General features: G+C 23.6%; 14 protein-coding genes. 9 read left to right on the forward strand and 5 right to left on the reverse strand.

Annotated features, from left to right (window positions below; all coding sequences use genetic code 11):
• Positions 1 to 40: 40 nt before the first annotated feature.
• The 4 genes from BGI41_RS00380 to rfbD form a co-directional block, all read right to left on the reverse strand.
• Positions 41 to 1,912, reverse strand: coding sequence for a rhamnan synthesis F family protein (locus BGI41_RS00380; protein WP_158211953.1), 1,872 nt, complete (start codon positions 1,910 to 1,912; stop codon positions 41 to 43).
• A 195-nt stretch (positions 1,913 to 2,107) separates the two neighbouring features.
• Positions 2,108 to 3,925, reverse strand: coding sequence for a bifunctional 2-polyprenyl-6-hydroxyphenol methylase/3-demethylubiquinol 3-O-methyltransferase UbiG (locus BGI41_RS00385; protein WP_088538277.1), 1,818 nt, complete (start codon positions 3,923 to 3,925; stop codon positions 2,108 to 2,110).
• A gap of 55 nt (positions 3,926 to 3,980) precedes the next feature.
• Entirely contained in the window at positions 3,981 to 4,856 is an 876-nt protein-coding gene (gene rfbA / locus BGI41_RS00390) for a glucose-1-phosphate thymidylyltransferase RfbA (RefSeq protein ID WP_088538278.1), read from the reverse strand.
• A 219-nt stretch (positions 4,857 to 5,075) separates the two neighbouring features.
• Entirely contained in the window at positions 5,076 to 5,909 is an 834-nt protein-coding gene (rfbD, locus tag BGI41_RS00395; protein ID WP_088538279.1) for a dTDP-4-dehydrorhamnose reductase, read from the reverse strand.
• 256 nt (positions 5,910 to 6,165) lie between these two features.
• On the opposite strand from rfbD, the gene BGI41_RS00400 reads away from it, so the two are divergent.
• From BGI41_RS00400 to BGI41_RS00415, 4 genes are all read left to right on the forward strand, one after another.
• Positions 6,166 to 7,422, forward strand: a complete 1,257-nt coding sequence (locus BGI41_RS00400; RefSeq protein WP_088538280.1) for a nucleotide sugar dehydrogenase — start codon at positions 6,166 to 6,168, stop codon at positions 7,420 to 7,422.
• A 73-nt stretch (positions 7,423 to 7,495) separates the two neighbouring features.
• On the forward strand, positions 7,496 to 8,542 hold the full coding sequence (locus BGI41_RS00405; protein ID WP_088538281.1) for a glycosyltransferase family 2 protein: 1,047 nt from the start codon (positions 7,496 to 7,498) through the stop codon (positions 8,540 to 8,542).
• 264 nt (positions 8,543 to 8,806) lie between these two features.
• On the forward strand, positions 8,807 to 10,057 hold the full coding sequence (gene hacA, locus BGI41_RS00410) for a homoaconitase large subunit (RefSeq protein WP_088538282.1): 1,251 nt from the start codon (positions 8,807 to 8,809) through the stop codon (positions 10,055 to 10,057).
• An 18-nt stretch (positions 10,058 to 10,075) separates the two neighbouring features.
• On the forward strand, positions 10,076 to 10,561 hold the full coding sequence (locus BGI41_RS00415; protein WP_088538283.1) for a 3-isopropylmalate dehydratase small subunit: 486 nt from the start codon (positions 10,076 to 10,078) through the stop codon (positions 10,559 to 10,561).
• 268 nt (positions 10,562 to 10,829) lie between these two features.
• Here BGI41_RS00415 and BGI41_RS00420 read toward each other — a convergent pair whose 3' ends face one another.
• Positions 10,830 to 12,359 (reverse strand): DUF2142 domain-containing protein, encoded by a 1,530-nt coding sequence (locus BGI41_RS00420; RefSeq protein WP_088538284.1) that lies wholly within the window; start codon positions 12,357 to 12,359, stop codon positions 10,830 to 10,832.
• A 285-nt stretch (positions 12,360 to 12,644) separates the two neighbouring features.
• Between BGI41_RS00420 and BGI41_RS00425 the strand changes: the two genes are divergently transcribed.
• The 5 genes from BGI41_RS00425 (at position 12,645) to mmp11 (ending at position 18,196) form a co-directional block, all read left to right on the forward strand.
• Entirely contained in the window at positions 12,645 to 13,634 is a 990-nt protein-coding gene (locus BGI41_RS00425; protein ID WP_088538285.1) for an isocitrate/isopropylmalate family dehydrogenase, read from the forward strand.
• A gap of 342 nt (positions 13,635 to 13,976) precedes the next feature.
• Positions 13,977 to 15,185, forward strand: coding sequence for an aminotransferase class V-fold PLP-dependent enzyme (locus tag BGI41_RS00430; protein ID WP_088538286.1), 1,209 nt, complete (start codon positions 13,977 to 13,979; stop codon positions 15,183 to 15,185).
• Between the two features lie 103 nt (positions 15,186 to 15,288).
• The gene (locus BGI41_RS00435; protein ID WP_088538287.1) at positions 15,289 to 16,446 is read left to right on the forward strand and encodes a hypothetical protein; all 1,158 of its coding nucleotides are present in this window, start codon (positions 15,289 to 15,291) and stop codon (positions 16,444 to 16,446) included.
• Between the two features lie 299 nt (positions 16,447 to 16,745).
• Entirely contained in the window at positions 16,746 to 17,171 is a 426-nt protein-coding gene (ribH, locus tag BGI41_RS00440; RefSeq protein WP_088538288.1) for a 6,7-dimethyl-8-ribityllumazine synthase, read from the forward strand.
• Between the two features lie 86 nt (positions 17,172 to 17,257).
• Positions 17,258 to 18,196 (forward strand): methanogenesis marker protein 11, encoded by a 939-nt coding sequence (gene mmp11, locus BGI41_RS00445; protein WP_088538289.1) that lies wholly within the window; start codon positions 17,258 to 17,260, stop codon positions 18,194 to 18,196.
• Positions 18,197 to 18,576: the final 380 nt, after the last annotated feature.

Below are 18,576 nucleotides of genomic sequence, written 5' to 3' on the forward strand. Positions count from 1 at the left end.
ATAAAAATCCTCTAAAAACTAATTTTAAAAAAAAATAAAATTATCTTTTAATTTTTCTTAATACTTTTTTTATAATTTGTTTAAACTTCCATTTACTGAAATTTTTAAGACTACCTGTCATTCTAAAGTAATTTGGTAAAGAATGAATAAATCCAAAAAATGAACGATTATAACAAATAAATCCAGGATCATGAGCTTTAATAGATCTTAATGTATTACCAAACATATAATTAAAATTAAAAATTTCAGTTCTACCATAATCTTCAGTCATAACAATCTCAGTATAATAATTTTGACTTGCTGCAACATAACCATAAATCCTTTCTAATGCATGACTAATAGTCCCATCTGCAGGCATTGGTTCTTCTGGAAAATCTGTATAATCTAAATTTAAATCAAATATAGGTTTTAAAGCATCATATTTAGCCCAAAAACAATTTCCAATAGATAATGGTGGTTTAGTTCTAGTAATTTTTGGATGATTTATATTCATTTTCTTTAAAAGTTTTAAAACAACATCATAACAGATAGTCCAATAATTATTCATATATGTAAAGAAGTATGTTCCATGATATACTCTTGGAGGAACAATTAAACCTAAACTTGAGTTATCATCAAATTCTTTAATAATAGAATTAATATAATCAGGACTTGCTAAATTATTCTCCCATAATATATCTCTAAATGTAGCTCCAACAGTAATATATTCTTTTCCAGCAGATTTCTTATCATGCATAAAACAGAAATAATCATAATCTTTTAATATATCACGACTAGCTACAAATAATGAAGCCATATCCCTTCCACGAGGATTAATTTCCATTACACGAGTATAATTATTTAATTTATCTACAATGTTCTCTTTAAAGAATTCTTCTTTATCCTTAGTATCAGTAGTTATAAGAATATCAATATAATTAGGAATATTTTTTAAATAATTAAATGCATATTCCCATAAATCATCATAATATAAGTGGGCAATAACAATAACTTTTTTATTAGTTTTAAATTCAGAATTAAGATTGTTTTTAGGGAATATTCTAATTAAATTAAGAATATCAACTAATTGTCCAGGTTCCATTGTTCTAAGGAAATATTTATAAATTAATGAAGTATCATAATTTGTATTCTCTTCTAAATATTTTATTGTTTTTGATATTTCCATTCCCATATTATAACGAAGATGAATATCCCTTGGTAATTTAAATGCTTTCCTTTTAATAACAGGTAAACCTCTATTTGCTACCATATTATACATATCATAAGTATGGAAACTCATTGCTTTTTCTCTTGATTCTTCCATATCAAAAGTATTAACATATGGCATCCATTTATATCCTAAGTCTTCAAATTTTTTAGTTAAAACTGCTCCATGTTTAAATGCTAAATCATTAAAATCTGTGTAATCTGGAAGATTTAACCAATAATCTTGGAATTCTTTTGATTTAATAATATTTCTTCTAAAAGCTAAAAAATAAGTTTGTAAATATCTTGGCCTATAACCATAAGGACATAAATCTCTAGCATTAGGTGCTTCACCATGACTAGTTATACCCCAAAAATCTACATCTTCCTTATCCATTTTATTAAAAACTTCTTTAAATGGATAAATTGGTCCAAAAAATGAATCATTAAATAATATAACTTCATCAAAATCAATAAGCTTATTAAAGCCATATTCTTTAACCATTACATCTCTCCAAGCACCAGCATCAAAACCAATATTAGATCTAAATAAAATATCTGAATTAGTATATTTTTTTAATTTATTAATGCTTTCAGAACTTAAATCCCCATTTGAAACAATAAATAGTTCATCTAAATTTTCAGAAATATCATCTAATAAATAAGTAATATAATCATCAATAATACCTTCTTTATCAAAACAAAGAAATATTCCAAGACGTTTCAATAAAATCACTCCAATTAATAAAAAATAGAAATCTATCCTATAATAAAAATAAAAATATATTTTATAAAAATAATCTCATTATACTAATAAAATAAGAAATAAACTATAAAAACAATAACTCATTATCTTAAAATAAAATAGAAATAAATTATAAAAATAATTTAATCTATTTATAAATAATAAATTGATTATAATCTATTTCAATTTATGTGTTAATTTTCTAAGAGATTTTGTAATTTTCCAAGAGTTTGAACCTAATATCTCTCTAATAAATTCATTTTTACTTTCAATTTCCTCTTCTAATTCATTAATCAATTTTTGTTGATTAAATACATTATCTTTTCTTAAAAGATTAATTCGCTCATTATCACAATTATCTGAATCTATACATAAATCAATATATTCATTCATTTTATCAATATTATCAACAAAGTGTTTAGATATAATTTTATGATAAGGTTTTGGATGGAAACCAAATACATAATTAAAGAAGTTTATATTCCATTTATTAAATAATTTAAAATCTGAAGTATCTAAATTAAAATGTTCAAAAATCTCTTCAATAGTAATGAATTCTCTAAATACAGGATTACTCTCCCTATGATGGAATATTACCCTATAAAATATATATTCCAATGGTACTTGGAAATCAAATAACCATTCATAATCAATAGCAAGTAATTCATTATTAACAATGAAAATATTACTAAATATTAAGTCAAGATTTGTTATATTATGACAATGAAATGTTTTATTAGATTTTTCTTTAAATACAGATAAAAATTTTCTATCTGCATATTTATTAGATTCAAATGAATCATAAAATAAATCATTAAAATATCTTTCTATAAGCTTAAAAAATTCTTTTTTATCTTTATTTACAATTGCATCTAATACATAATCTTCAAAAGATTTTTCATAAATAAATGGATAACTAAGTTTTACACCATCAAAATCACATTGAAGACATTTAATTTTACCAAAACTCTCTTTACTTCCATTATACATATTATTAATATGTTTTAAAGATTCTTTTGATTCAGGAAGTTTAGAAACTAAAATTTCACCATTTTTATTTTCAATTGTTGTAAGTGTTCTAAATTCTTTATTTCTATCAGAATTTAATTTAACAAATTGAATCCTATCAGTTAAATGATTATTAGGAGAATTTCTAATTTCTACTAAAAATGAATTTGAAAAGTTTTCTGCTAAATTTTCACATGCTAATAATTGATTTAACTTATCTTCTCTAAAAAAATTAACTCTCTCACCATAATACACTATTTTACGCTCATAAGGAATTTTATTTACAAATTCATCAGTAGTGATAATTTGAGGAAATGCATAATCTGGATATGGATAAAAGAACTTATAATTTTTAAATCCTGCAGATTCAATAATATTTTGAAGTTGTAATTTTGAAAAAGTTTCTACATAATCAACATTAGGATAACCATCAATACCTGTAAACAATTGATTAGTATGTTCTTCTCTAAAACCTGCAAAGTATTTTAATCCTAAACGATTATTAATTGCAATTATTATTACACCATCTTCTTTTAAGAAAGATTTTAAATAATTTAAATAGTCTTGATAAGGAGTTTCTGAATCAATAAATGACTTTGCATATTCAAAATTATCACATAAAATAATATAATCAAATTTTTCATTTAATTCAATATTATTAAAATTAGAATCTATAATTATTGCTTCATTTGATCTATTAGCTACAATTTCAGCCATTAAATCATTAGGTTCAACTGAAACAACATGATTTACTTTTTTTGTAAATAAAGAAGTTAATTGACCATATCCTGAACCAACTTCTAATAAACTAGCATCCTCTTTAAATGGATACCATGAAAACAAATTTTCCCTTAAATAAGATAAAACATAGTGATAAGGATAATAGTTATTATCTTTTATTATTTCAGAGAAATCTGTATTATTTTCAGTAATTTTTAATATTTTATCTCCAAATAATTCATCTTCATATAATCTTTTAAAATTCATATAAAACCCATCAAAATAATGATTTAAAAAAATTAAATAAAAATAAATATTTCAACTATTTAACTAAATCATTAGCTAAATCAATTAAATATTTACCATAATTCGTTTTTTTAAGAGACTGAGCTTCTCTTAATAAATCCTCTCTTGTAATATAACCTTTTCTATATGCAATCTCTTCAAGGCATGCAACATATAACCCTTGTCTTTTTTGAATTGTTTCAATAAAATTTCCTGCCTCTAAAAGACCATCATGAGTACCAGTATCCAACCATGCCATTCCTCTACCTAATAATTGGACTTTAAGTTTTCCTCTTTTAAGGTACTCTTCATTAATAGAAGTAATTTCAATTTCACCTCTATCAGAAGGTTTAACATTTTTCGCAATATCTATTACATTATTATCATAGAAATAAAGACCTGGAACAATATAATTTGATTTAGGACGTTCTGGTTTTTCTTCAATTGATAATACATTCCAATCATCATCAAATTCAACAACACCAAATGATTCAGGATTTTTAGAATAATATCCGAATATTATAGCTCCTTCTTCTAATTTAGTACATTTTTCAAGAATTTCAGTGAACCTATGACCATGGAAAACATTATCTCCAAGTATAAGAGCAACATTATCATCACCAATAAAGTCTTCACCAATTATAAAAGCATCAGCTAATCCTCTAGGTTCATCTTGAACAGCATAAGAAAATGAAATACCTAAATTACTTCCATCTCCCAAAAGTTCTTTAAAATTAGGTAAATCTCTTGGAGTTGAAATAATAAGAATATCTTTTATTCCTGCTAACATCAAAATAGAAATAGGATAATAAATCATTGGCTTATCATATAATGGCAATAACTGTTTAGAGACTGCTTTTGTAATAGGATAAAGCCTAGTTCCTGAACCACCTGCAAGTACAATTCCTTTCATAAATAATTCCTCATAATTTAATTTTAGATAAAAAATAAATTAATATTAAATATCAATAAAATTTAAATTAATTAATTAAAATTTAAGTAATTCATATATTATAAATTTAATCAAAAAAATTAGAAAATAAAATAAAAACAGCAATAAAAATAAAATAAAATAAATAAAAATAAGAAAAATCTTAAAAAAAATATAATATTCTTTAAATTATAAATATAATTATAATAATTGTAAATATTCATCAAGAGCATCTTTATAATCTCTTAACTCAGTAAATCCATTTTTAATCCATTTATCATGAGATAAAACAGAATAATGTGGCCTTGGTGCAGGAGCAGCAAATTCTTCACTACTTACTGCTTCAACATTTACATCAATACCTTTTTTCTCAAAAATTAATTTAGCAAAGTCATACCAAGTAGTATTACCACTATTTGTAACATGATAAATACCATATTTATTAGAATAAATTATTTCTTTAATTGCAATTGAAAGATCTTTTGTAAATGTAGGTGAACCTTCTTGATCATTTACTACAGTTAATGTATCATGATTTTCAGATAATTCTAACATTTTTTTAATGAAATTAGGACCATGAACACCATATAACCATGCAGTTCTAATAATAAAATATTTATCTAAAATATTTTCAATAGCTTCTTCACCTTGAAGTTTAGATTTTCCATAAACAGAATCCGGACCAATTTCATCATTTTCACGAAGTGGTCTATGTTTATCTCCTTTAAAAACATAATCAGTACTAATATGAATTAATGTTCCATCTATTTCTTTAGTTGCTAATGCAAGATTTTTAGGACCTTCTGCATTTAAACTATATGCTAAATCTTTTTCTGTTTCACAAGCATCTACATTTGTCATAGCTGCACAGTTAATAATAACATCAGGCATATATTCATTAAATTTAGATTTAACCATTTCTAAATCAGTGATATCTAAATCTTTATGACTTGCTGCTATTAAATCTTCATCTTTAAGAATTTCACATAAATCAGTTCCTAACATTCCATTTGCACCAGTAACTAAAATTCTCATAATCAACACCTAATAATTTTAAAAAATAAAACAATTTTAAATTATTTTAAAATCTATAATCTTAAAAGTTAAAAATAAAAAAATTTTCATTATTTAAGTATATAATATTAAAGTTAAAATATATGTTTTTATTTATAAAAAAATAATAAAATCTATATTTTAATAAGGATATACTAATAATATTATATATAATATTAATTTAACTTTTAAAATTTAAAAATATTTTAATTTTATCAAGAATTAAGAGGAATTAAAAATGAAAGTATGTATAATAGGTCAAGGATATATAGGTCTTCCTACAGCAGCATTATTTGCACAAAATGGATGTAATGTTGTTGGTGTAGATGTAAAAGAAGATATTATCAAAGATTTAAACAAAGGAATTGTACATATGGAAGAACCAGGTATAGTTGAAAGTATTCAAAATGCTATTAAAGAAAAAAGATATACTGCAAAATTAGAACCTGAAGAAGCAGATGTATTTATTATAACTGTACCAACTCCATATAAAATAGAAGATTTAAGCTGTGATTTAAGTTTTGTTATAGATGCTTGTAATTCTATTCTTAAATATGTTAAAAAAGGAAACACTGTAATAGTTGAATCAACAATTGGACCAGGTTCAATGGATGAAGTTGTAAAACCAATATTTGAAAAAGAAGGTTTTAATATTGGAAAAGATTTATTCCTTGCACATTGTCCTGAAAGAGTTCTTCCAGGGAAAATAATGTATGAGCTTGTAAACAATGATAGAATTATAGGTGGAGTAACACCAAAATGTACTGATAAAGCTGCTGAAGCATATGGAACTTTTGTTAAAGGAAAACTAATGAAAACAGAAGCAAAAACAGCAGAATTATCTAAATGTATGGAAAATACTTATAGAGATGTTAATATTGCACTTGCAAATGAGCTTACAAAAATTTGTGCTGAAATAGATGTAAATGCATTAGATGTAATCAAACTTGCTAATAAACACCCTCGTGTAAATATACTTAATCCAGGCCCTGGTGTAGGTGGCCATTGTCTTGCAATAGACCCATACTTTATTTATTCTAAAGCACCAGATACTGCTAAAATAATTAAACTTGCAAGAGATACAAATAAAAGTATGCCGGAATTTACTGTTAATTATACTAAAAAAATTATTAAAAAACATGCAAACAAAGATAAAGCAAAAATTGCAATTCTTGGGCTATCTTATAAAGGAAACACAGGAGATACAAGAGAAAGTCCTGCATTTGAAATTATTGAAAAACTAAAAAAAGAAAACTATACTATTGGAATATATGACCCACATGTGGAAAATAGTGATTATGAAAGTCTTGAAAATGCAGTTAAAGATGCATCATTATGTTTAATATCAGCAGATCATGATGAATTTAAAGATTTAGATTATAATATAATTATTAAAAAAATGGAAGATTCAATAATATTTGATACTAAAAATATAATTAAAGATGTTCCAAAAGAAGTTAAATTATTTAACTTCGGTAATTTATCAAAAATCTAATTAAAACAAATATTTTTAGAAGATATTAAAAAATAAACTAACATATAGATTTAAAAGATAATTTGTGATTATTATGACATTAAAAAAAGGTATTAATATTATAGTTCCAACTTATAAAGCAGAAAAATATATTACAAACCTTTTAAATTCATTAAAAGATCAGACATTAGATTACAATTTGTTTGAAGCTATCTTTATTATAAATGGTGAAAGAGACAATACTGAAAATATTATAAGAGAATTTAGTAATAAAAATCCTGAGATTAATATAAAAATAACAGAATCTAAAGAAGGTATTTGTATTGCAAGAAATAAAGGACTTGAAGAAGTAGATAGGGAATATATTATTTATATTGATAATGATGATTACATAAGTCCAAAATATCTTGAAGTTTTATATAAACATAGAAAAGAAAAAAGAATAGTACTTGGAAGCTTCTTTAATGTAGATGAAAATACTAAAGAAATAAAAAAACCATATTTTTCAGATTCTCTACTTAAAAATAATAAAGTTACAGAACCTAATAAAATAGCAATAGATGCTATGTTTATAACAACAAATAAATTAATACCTTTTAAATATATTAAAGATATAAAATTCAATGAAAAAGTAGTAACTGGAGAAGATATTGAATATTTCTCTAGAGTTTATGCTAAAATTGATTTTGAATTTTATATAGTAAATAATGATGAAGAAGCAATATATTATAGACTTTATATAAGTACTTCTGCATCACATCAAGATATTTCATATAATTTTAATGTCATAGAAAGATTAAATACTATGGAATGTATTGATAAAACTTTAGATAATATTGAAAATAAAAAAATGGAAAAAATAATATATGATGCTAATTATAAAGGCCAAATTAGTTTTATTATATCTTATCTAAAAAAATATCCGAAAGACTATAAAAAAGTACTTCAAGAAATAGATAAACATGACTTTAAACATTTTGACTATAAAAAACTTAATGAAGATACAATTGAAAGTCTTATTAAGAATATAGAAGAAAAAAATAAAGAAATTTCATATTTAAAAGAATTAAATAAATCAATTTTAAATTCAAGAAGTTGGAAAATAACAGAACCTCTTAGAAAAATTAAAAATAGAAAATAAGTAATCTAAAACTTATTTTTAAAAATAAAAATTATAAAGTTTTAATAATTAAAAAAAACTCAAAACAAGAAAAATAACTAAAAAAAATTATAATTATTATATTAAAACTTTTAAACTTGTTTTAAATAAACAATATATTCTAATTTTTAAAATATTTATATAGTCAAAATTTATTAAATGAAAAAACCATATAAATAATTATTATATTATTTTAATAATAATCTATTAAAAAATTAAATATTTGATTTTTAGGAGAAAAAAATTATGTCAATGACAATGTCTGAAAAAATATTAGCTAGAGCATCTGGTAAAGATAAAGTTGAAGCTGGAGAAATTGTAATGGCTAATATTGATGTAGCAATGACTCATGATTTAACTGGTCCTCTTGCAGTGAAAGGATTTAATGAAATTGGTACTAAAAAAGTATGGGATAAAGATAAAATAGTTATTCCATTTGATCACCAAGTACCTGCTGATTCAATTGATGCAGCTAATAACCATATTTTAATGAGAAAATTCGCAAAAGAACAAGATATTACAAACTTTTATGATGTAAATGAAGGAGTTTGTCATCAAGTACTTCCAGAATTAGGCCATGTAAGACCTGGAGAAGTTCTTGTTGGATCTGATTCACACACTTGTACTCATGGTGCATTTGGTACATTTGCAACAGGTATTGGTTCAACTGATATGGCTATGGTTTTTGCAACTGGTAAATTATGGTTTAAAGTTCCTGAAACAATTAGATTTGAAATTTCAGGTGATTTAAAAAAAGATACATCTGCTAAAGATGTTATCTTAAGTATTATTGGTCAAGTTGGTGCTGATGGTGCAACATACAAAGCATGTGAATTTGTAGGACCAACAGCTAAAAACTTTGAAATGACTGATAGAATGACTCTTTCAAATATGACTGTTGAAATGGGTGGAAAAGTAGGTTTATTTGAAGCTGATGAAAAAACTAAAGAATATCTTAAAGGTAGAACCAATAAAAAATATACTGCATTTACTACTGATAAAGATGCAAACTATGATACAATTGAAATTGATGTCAGTGACCTTGAACCACAAATTGCATGTCCTCATCATGTAGATAATGTTAAACCTGCTAGTGAAGTAGATAAACATGTAGATCAAGTATTTTTAGGTTCATGTACTAATGGAAGAATTGAAGATATGAGAGATGCAGCTGAAATATTAAAAGGTAAACAAGTTGCTAAAGGAACAAGAATGCTTGTAATTCCTGCAAGTAAAGAAGTTTACACTAAATGTTTAGAAGAAGGATTAACTAAAATCTTTGTTGATGCAGGTGCACTTGTTACTAATCCATGTTGTGGACCATGTTTAGGTGGACATGTTGGTCTTATTGGACCAGGAGAAGTAAGTCTTTCAACTTCAAACAGAAACTTTAAAGGAAGACAAGGAAGTCCAGATGGAGAAGTATATTTATCTAGTGCTAAAGTATCAGCAGCTTCTGCAATTACAGGTGAAATAACTTTACCAAGTGAATTATAACTTTAAGAGGAAGATAATATGGAAGGAAAAACATGGAAATTTGGTAATGATGTAGATACAGATACAATCTTACCTGGAAGATATTTAATTTATAATGATGAAGAAACATTATCTAAACATTGTATGGAAGGTTTAGATCCAGATTTCAGTAAAAAAGCAGAAAAAGGAGATTTCATTGTTGGTGGAACTAACTTTGGATGTGGATCTTCAAGAGAACATGCACCTATGGCTATTAAAGGTTTAGGTATTAATGCTGTTATTGCTGAATCTTTTGCAAGAATTTTCTATCGTAATGCAACAAATATTGGTGTTCCTTTAATTGAAGCTCCTGGAGTTCATGATAAAGTTAAAGAAGGAGAAAAAATTGAAGTAGATATGGAGAATGGTGTTATTAAAACTGAATCTGGTGAAGAAATAAAATTTAAAAAATTACCACCATTTATGTTAAATATTTTAGAAAGTGGTGGATTAATTCCTTGGATTAAAAATAATCCAGATTTATAAATTGGAAAAACTTTTTTCCAATTCTTTTTTTAACATATATTTAAATTTAAACTAAAAAAACTAATTTTAAACAATAAAAATAAAAATTATAGAATAATTCATTAAATACTAATTTTAACCAAAAATAATAAATTTATAAAATATTAACTATTACCTACTGATTTTAACCAAAAATAATAAATTTATAAAAAATTAGCTATTAAATTTAGTAAAAATTAGAATAGATTAATTAAATTAAAAATAGCTAAAATTTATAAAAAAATTAAAATTAATAAAAGTTTATAAAGGTCAATAGTAACATTGAACTTATAAAACAAATAACAAAACATATTACAAGTAAATTAAGATTTTTACTGATTTTTTTATTCATATTTATATTAAATATCATAGGCCCTAATGCTATAAGTGGAATGAAATATCTTCCAAAAACACCTACTACTTTTGGATATCCAACATTACACCATGTAAGGTATTGAACAAAATATGTACCAAAGAATATTAAAAATCCAATTAAAAATATTCCTATTCTAAATTTTCTATTTATTTTAATTTCACTTGGATATAAGAAACAAATAGCTACATAAAATATTAAGAAACTTATTACAAGAAATGTAGATGTATATGGTGGTAAATTACCAAATGAGAAAAATCCACTTATTACATTCCAAACATTTTCTATATTAAATATTATATTAAATGATTGAATAGGATGATGCCACATAAAGACTAATTGGCTTAAAGCATTAACATTATTTTTTAAAAAATATGTTCCTCTCCATGAATTAAGTAATTGTTTAGTAGCAAATAACTTAGTCCATAATAAATCAATTATAAGAATGGATAAAAATCCAATAATTCTTGAATATCTGACTTTTTCTGTTTTAAAATTATTTTTAGGAACAAGAAATATTAATAATGCTAATCCCATATATGTTACTTTAGTAAAACCACATAAAAGAGATATTATTAAAAATATTCCAATATTCTTATAAGATAATGTTTTCTCTTTTGCTTTATACATATATAAAAAATATCCAATTGAAAGAATTGCAAGTGCATTAACACTTGAATCAATACTTAAAGATGCTGCTTGATATATTGTTAAAGCCATACAAGAACAAATAAGAAGAGGAATCTTAAATATTGGTGCTTTTTTAATTGCATATGAAGCTATTAATGAAAACATTAAAAGGTTAAATATCCTTCCAAACCAGAGCATCCATATATTATTAAGATTTAAACCTTTAGCAATATTAATACCTATAGCTTGTGGAATATAACCATAAAATGGATTCTGACAAAACGCTGAAGAAACATAAGCAGAGGAATAATTTATTTTTTCATTTGCCCATGAAGAGTTATAAATAGTATCTCCAGTTATCTTATAAAGTGGAGACATTGAAGCAATTGTAAGATATCCTTTTGATTCATATGATGTTTTATTTGAATTAGGAATATCTACATATGATGGAAATAGCTCACCATTAGATGTTAATTCAGATCTCCAAAAATGTTCTGTTTCATCACATACAGTAACAATTGGAGTTAAAAATACAGATATTAATCCAAATATCAAAATTATAATAAAGGCCACTTTATAAAGTGGAACATCCTTATTTGAAATAAAAAGAATTAAACAACCAATTAAAAATAAAGCTAAAAAAGGTATTAAAGTAAGTTTTATATTAAAATAAGATATTCTTGTCTGATACAATGTAAAAGATAATAAAAATACAAAATAAATTAAAAAGAACCATTTTAAATTTATATCTCCTTTTAATTTATTAAAACTATACATAATATATCACTAAATAATTAATTTCTAAAATATTATTTAAATTATTAATTAAGTAATATTTTAATTAAATTAGTATTTAAGTATAAAGTTAATTAAAAAAAATCAATTAAATAAACATTAAGATATATAATTTTTCTAGACTAAATTTAAAAATAAAAAAATTTTTTATTAACTAATAAAATATATAAATATATATTGTTGTTTATATACTCAGTTTAAAATATTAAATTGAGTAATCAATAGTTAATTTTTAAAATAATTATTATAAATTAAGTGAGTGATTAAATGTATAAAATAGCTGTAGTTCCTGGAGATGGAATTGGTAAAGAAGTAATGGAAGCTGCAATTAATGTTCTTGATGGATTAGATATTGATTTTGAATATGAATATGGTCTTGCAGGAGACGAATGTCTTGAAAAAACAGGAAAAGCATTACCTGATGAAACACTTGAACTTGTTAAAAATTCAGATGCATGTCTTTTTGGTGCTGCAGAAGAATCTGCTGCAGATGTTATTGTAAAACTTAGACAATCTTTAAAATTATTTGCAAATCTCAGACCTGTAAAATCATATCCAGGTACTAAAGCATTATTTGATGATTTAGACATTATGATTGTACGTGAAAACACTGAAGGAATGTATATTACTGGTGAAGAAGAATATACTGATGAAGGTGCTATTGCAAGACGTATTATTACAAGAAAAGCAGAAGAAAGAATCATCAGATATGCATTTGAATATGCTAAAAATAATAATAAAACACAAGTTACTGGTGTTCATAAAGCAAATGTACTTAAAAAAACTGATGGTTTATTCAAAAAAATATTATATGAAGTAGCTGAAGAATACAAAAATCAAGGAATTGAAACAAATGACTTTTATATAGATGCTACCTCAATGTATCTTATTACTCAAAGTAATAAATTCCAAGTTATAGTTACAACTAACCTTTATGGTGATATTTTATCAGATGAAGGTGCTGGTCTTGTTGGAGGTTTAGGTTTAATCCCATCAGCAAATATCGGTGAAAACAATGCATTATTTGAACCAGTTCATGGATCTGCTCCAGATATTGCAGGTCAAGGAATAGCTAACCCTATTGCTATGATTTTATCTGCAAAAATGATGCTTGATTATCTTGGTGAACAAGAAGCTGCTACAAAAGTAGAAAATGCAATACTCAAAGTCCTTAAAGAAGGAAAAGATGTCACTGGTGACCTTGGTGGAAATGCATCTACTATGGAAATGAGTGAAGCAATTAAAAATGCATTATAAAATTAAATTATAATTATCATTTTATATGATAATTTTATACTTTTTTTAAAATAGCTAAATCTAATTTTTAAATTAAAATATAAAAATACTCATTTTACTAAAAAAAACTAAAATTCTCTAATAAACAAGACTAAAATATAAAAAATATTTTTATTAAATAAACTAATTTTTTAAAATATTATCCATAAACTTATTATATAAACTAACTTACTAAGTATTTTTAAATAATTAAATAAATATAAAAAATTAATTAGAAAACTTATTTATTAAAATAATAAATAATATATTAAAATAATTAATAAAAAAATTAATCTTTATAAAAAAAATATTAAAAATGATTTTATGATAGATTTAGATTATATTAGAGAAGATTTTCCAATATTAAATAATATTATCTATTTTGATTCAGCAAGTACATCCCTTACTCCAATACAAGTAGTAGATGCTATGGAAGAATACTTTTTAGAATACAATTCAAATGCAGGACGTGGAACATATAAAACTGCAATAAAAACCACAACAAAAATAGATCAAACACGAGAAAAACTTGCTAGTTTTATAAATTGTAAAAAAGATGAAGTAATTTTTACTAAAAATACTACTGAAGGAATAAATTTAATAAGTAATGGTTTTGATTTTAAAAAAGGAGATAATATAATAATCTCAGATATAGAACATCACTCTAATTTTATACCATGGCTTAATCTTCAGAAAAAAGGAATAAATATTAAAATAGCTAAAGCAGATAAAGATGGACTTGTTAATAAAAATACTATTTATAATCTTCTTGATGAAAATACAAGACTTGTTGCAATAAGTCATATAAGTAATGCAATAGGTTCAATACAAGATATTGAAGGTATTGAAAAAATAGTGCATAAAAACCAGTGTAAAGATGGAACTAATACTTATCTTCTTGTTGATGGAGCACAATCTATTGGTCATATAAATATAGACATATCTAAATTAAATCCTGACTTTATGGCATTTCCTGGACATAAAGGATTATTAGGTCCTGTTGGAACAGGTTTTATTTATATTAAAGAAACTAATCAAGATTATATATACCCTCAAAATCTTGGTGGAGGAACTATTACAAATACTGATTTTAAAGATTTTAAATTAGAAGATGGACCTCAAAGATTTGAAGGTGGTACTCAAAATTTAGGAGGCATTATTGGTCTCGGAAGAGCTATAGATTATATAAATAATATTGGAATAAATAATATTGAAGAATATGATAAAAAACTAACACATAACTTATACGAATCATTAAATTCAATTGATAATATTAAAACCTATGGAAATGAAAATAATAATTCAATTGTTTCATTTAATATAGATAATGCTAATCCTCATGATATATCTAAAATTTTAGATGAATCTAAAAATATTTGTCTTAGAAGTGGCCATCATTGTGCAATACCTGCAATAAAACATATTGGTGCAAAAGAAGGTACAATTAGAGCTTCAATACATTTATACAATAATACTGATGATATTGAAAAATTAGTCTCTGCATTAAAAGAGATTATCTTTTTATATAGTTAAATTTTTTAATTAAATTAAACTTAAAAATAATTGATATACAATAAAGAAAAATTAATAATAATAAAAATTTTAAAAGGAAGATTTAATTAAAATAAGGATTAACATGAAAGCAAAAACTTTAATTTGTATGTATAATTTCTTACCTTACTCTGATACTGGAGGAAACGATGTAGCTAAAGAAATATACAATAAAAAAGAAAAAGTAGATATTATACATAATAAAATACCATCTAAAAAAGATGAAGAATTTTATAAACTTATTAAAAAATACATAAACAATGATATTCTCTTAGATACATCTACAAATTGGAAATGGAAAAATGTTAAATTATTTATTAAAAAATCATTTAAAGCACTGAATGAACTATCTACTGAAGGAAAATATGAAACAATATATACAAAATCTATGTTTCCTATTAATCATTTATTTGGATTTATATATAAAATCAGAAATCCTGATGTAAAATGGATAGCAAAATTTTCAGATCCAATTTTAATAAGTATGAGAGCATATGAAAGATATGGAAAAATTGATAAAAATGATATCAATAAAATAAATAATATTCTAAAAAGAAATAATAAAAAAACATATGAATCTGATAATTATTATTTTTATACTGAATATTTAACCTATTTATTTGCAGATAAAATAATATTTACAAATGAAAGTCAAAAAGAATTGATGTTAAGTTATTTACCAATAGATGAAATTAAAGATGAAATTAATAAAAAATCAATTATTAAAAATCATATTACTCCAGATGAAGAATTATATACTATTAAAAAATCAGAATATAATAAAATAGATAAATCTAAAATTAATTTTGGATATTTTGGAATTTTTTATGAAAAAAGAAACATATACAATATATTTTCATCATTAAATGCATTAAATAAAGAATTAAAAGATAAAGTATTAATACATTTATTTATACCAAATCCTAATGAATTTCAGAAAATAGTAAATTGTATGCCAATTAAAAATAACATAACTCTTAATAATTATTTACCTTATTTAGAATTTTTAAATACATTAAAAAAATTTGATTGTTTAATAGTTAATGATGCAAATACTAAAAATGTCTTTAAAAGAAATCCATATTTACCATCAAAAATTAGTGACTACTTAGGTAGTGGAACAGATATTTGGAAAATATGTGAAAAAAATAGTCCATTAAGTAGTATAAATACTAAGTATACATCAAATTTAGAAAATATATTTTCTATTGAAGAAACACTAAAAAAAATAATAAATAAATAAAAATTTAAAAAACACATATTCTGTTAAAGAAACACTAAAAAAAATAGTAAATAAATGAATTTTTTATTTAATATGATAATAATAAATAATAAATTTATTATATATTATAAAATATATAGTATTAATAATTAATTTTTAAATAAAATTAATGAGGTATATAAATATGACTCGTATTCAGTGGGCAGCATTATTCATTATATTGATTATGGTTGTAAGTGGTATAGCTGCATTTGTAGTTATGATGGCATGATTATATTAAAATTTATATTAAGTTATTAAAAAAATTGGAGAATAAAAATATGGCAAAATATAGAATAGGAGCAGTTGTTGCTGAATTTAATTATGATATTACACAAATGATGTTAGGATTAGCTAAAGAAGAAGCTAAATCAAGAAACTGTGAAATTACAAAAGTATTTGTAGCTCCAGGTGTTTTTGATATGGCACTTCCTATTAAAAAATTACTTGAAAGAGATGATATTGATGCAGTTATAACATTAGGTGCTGTTATTGAAGGTGCAACAGATCACGATCAAATTGTAGCTCAACATGCTGCACGTAAAATTGTTGATTTATCATTAGATTATAATAAACCAGTAACATTAGGTATTAGTGGTCCAGGTATGACTAGACTTGATGCTAATAGGCGTGTTACTTATGGTAAAAGTGCTGTTGAAGCAGCAGTTAAACTTTGTGATAGATTAAGAGAATTAGATGCAAACTAATTTTTTATTATCTTGAATTTTCAAGATAATACCTAAAATTTTAATAATATTTTTTTTAATTTACGCTTATTTTTAGATGATTTTTTATGGAAATTTTAAAACCTGAAGATTTAAAAGAAAGATATAACGACCCTTGGATTGCACCATATGAAAAAGAAATCACTATGGTAGATGGTGATACAGTTGAAATCATTGAGTATCATCCATGTATTTCTGGATCTAATTGGTTAGTAAAACAATATGAACATAGTAGTCCATTAATAATTAAAACTTCCCGTGATGGAAATAAACATGATTTTATATGTAAAATTGGTAAATCACCCCTTAAATTAAAAGCTAGTTATAATGCAGCAGGAATTGAAGCAATTTCTGTAGAAGGTGATGAAGTTAAAGTTACTCATGCTGGTCTTGCTGGTGCAGGAGTAGGTGCAGCAATGTGTAGAGGTATGGGTGATGGTGTTAAATATGTAGAACTTCTCCAAGAAGGTGGAGGTTCAAAACTAGGTAAAGCTAATGTTGTTACACCTAAAATGGAAAAAGTAGTAATTGGTGTAGATGATACTGATGTTAAAGATAAAGGTGCAACATGGACTATGGCACATAATATGGGTGTAGAACTTAAAAATGAAGGTTTTGAATATTTAGACCATGTAATTTGTCAACTTTATCCTAAAAATCCACATAAAACACAAAATTGTGTTTCAATAGCATTAACTTTTGCTGTAAAAGAAGAAGATAAAGATAAATTAATTAATAGAGTTATTGAAATATTAAAAAGAGATACTTTATCAGATAAAACAGCTATTGCAGTTAAAACAGGTATTGGAATACCAGATAAATTAAGAGACTATGCTCATAAAACTAAAACTGGTATGATGGATGTTGAAACTGCAGAAAAAGTTGCAAATGAACTTGGAATAGATTTAATTGCAGTTACAGGAGATCATGGAAAAATAGGTGCTCTTGCAGCATGTGGATTATATGATGATCCTGATGAGGCTGTAAAAATATATAGTAGAGAATAATTTTATTCTCTTAAATTATCTATTTAAATAAATCATAGTATTAAATAATCTAATTTTCTTAAATATCTTATTTTAATCCAAATATTTTATAATAAACTTTAACTATTTTTATACAATATAAAAAAACAAAATTATTGACTATTTTAATAAATTTTAAATTTCTTATAAATTTATTTTAATTTTTTTAAATTATAATAGAAATCTATTTAATATAAAAACTAAAAATATTATTTTAAGATTATTAAAGTTTATTTTAACTTTTTTAATTATAATGAATATTCTTAATATATGATTGTAAATATAATTCATATTTAAAATATAAAATTACTTATTAATTAATATAAATATGATTTAAAAGACATATTTTAATATATACTATA

The organism is Methanobrevibacter sp. 87.7 (assembly GCF_002208625.1).
Taxonomy (GTDB): Archaea; Methanobacteriota; Methanobacteria; order Methanobacteriales; family Methanobacteriaceae; genus Methanarmilla.

Bases quoted from the DNA above. Each gene is read 5' to 3' on its own strand.
- BGI41_RS00385 (WP_088538277.1), bottom strand. From the start codon at position 3,925: ATGAATTTTAAAAGATTATATGAAGATGAATTATTTGGAGATAAAATA.
- rfbA (WP_088538278.1), bottom strand. From the start codon at position 4,856: ATGAAAGGAATTGTACTTGCAGGTGGTTCAGGAACTAGGCTTTATCCT.
- rfbD (WP_088538279.1), bottom strand. From the start codon at position 5,909: ATGAGAATTTTAGTTACTGGTGCAAATGGAATGTTAGGAACTGATTTA.
- BGI41_RS00400 (WP_088538280.1), top strand. From the start codon at position 6,166: ATGAAAGTATGTATAATAGGTCAAGGATATATAGGTCTTCCTACAGCA.
- BGI41_RS00405 (WP_088538281.1), top strand. From the start codon at position 7,496: ATGACATTAAAAAAAGGTATTAATATTATAGTTCCAACTTATAAAGCA.
- hacA (WP_088538282.1), top strand. From the start codon at position 8,807: ATGTCAATGACAATGTCTGAAAAAATATTAGCTAGAGCATCTGGTAAA.
- BGI41_RS00415 (WP_088538283.1), top strand. From the start codon at position 10,076: ATGGAAGGAAAAACATGGAAATTTGGTAATGATGTAGATACAGATACA.
- BGI41_RS00420 (WP_088538284.1), bottom strand. From the start codon at position 12,359: ATGTATAGTTTTAATAAATTAAAAGGAGATATAAATTTAAAATGGTTC.
- BGI41_RS00425 (WP_088538285.1), top strand. From the start codon at position 12,645: ATGTATAAAATAGCTGTAGTTCCTGGAGATGGAATTGGTAAAGAAGTA.
- BGI41_RS00430 (WP_088538286.1), top strand. From the start codon at position 13,977: ATGATAGATTTAGATTATATTAGAGAAGATTTTCCAATATTAAATAAT.
- BGI41_RS00435 (WP_088538287.1), top strand. From the start codon at position 15,289: ATGAAAGCAAAAACTTTAATTTGTATGTATAATTTCTTACCTTACTCT.
- ribH (WP_088538288.1), top strand. From the start codon at position 16,746: ATGGCAAAATATAGAATAGGAGCAGTTGTTGCTGAATTTAATTATGAT.
- mmp11 (WP_088538289.1), top strand. From the start codon at position 17,258: ATGGAAATTTTAAAACCTGAAGATTTAAAAGAAAGATATAACGACCCT.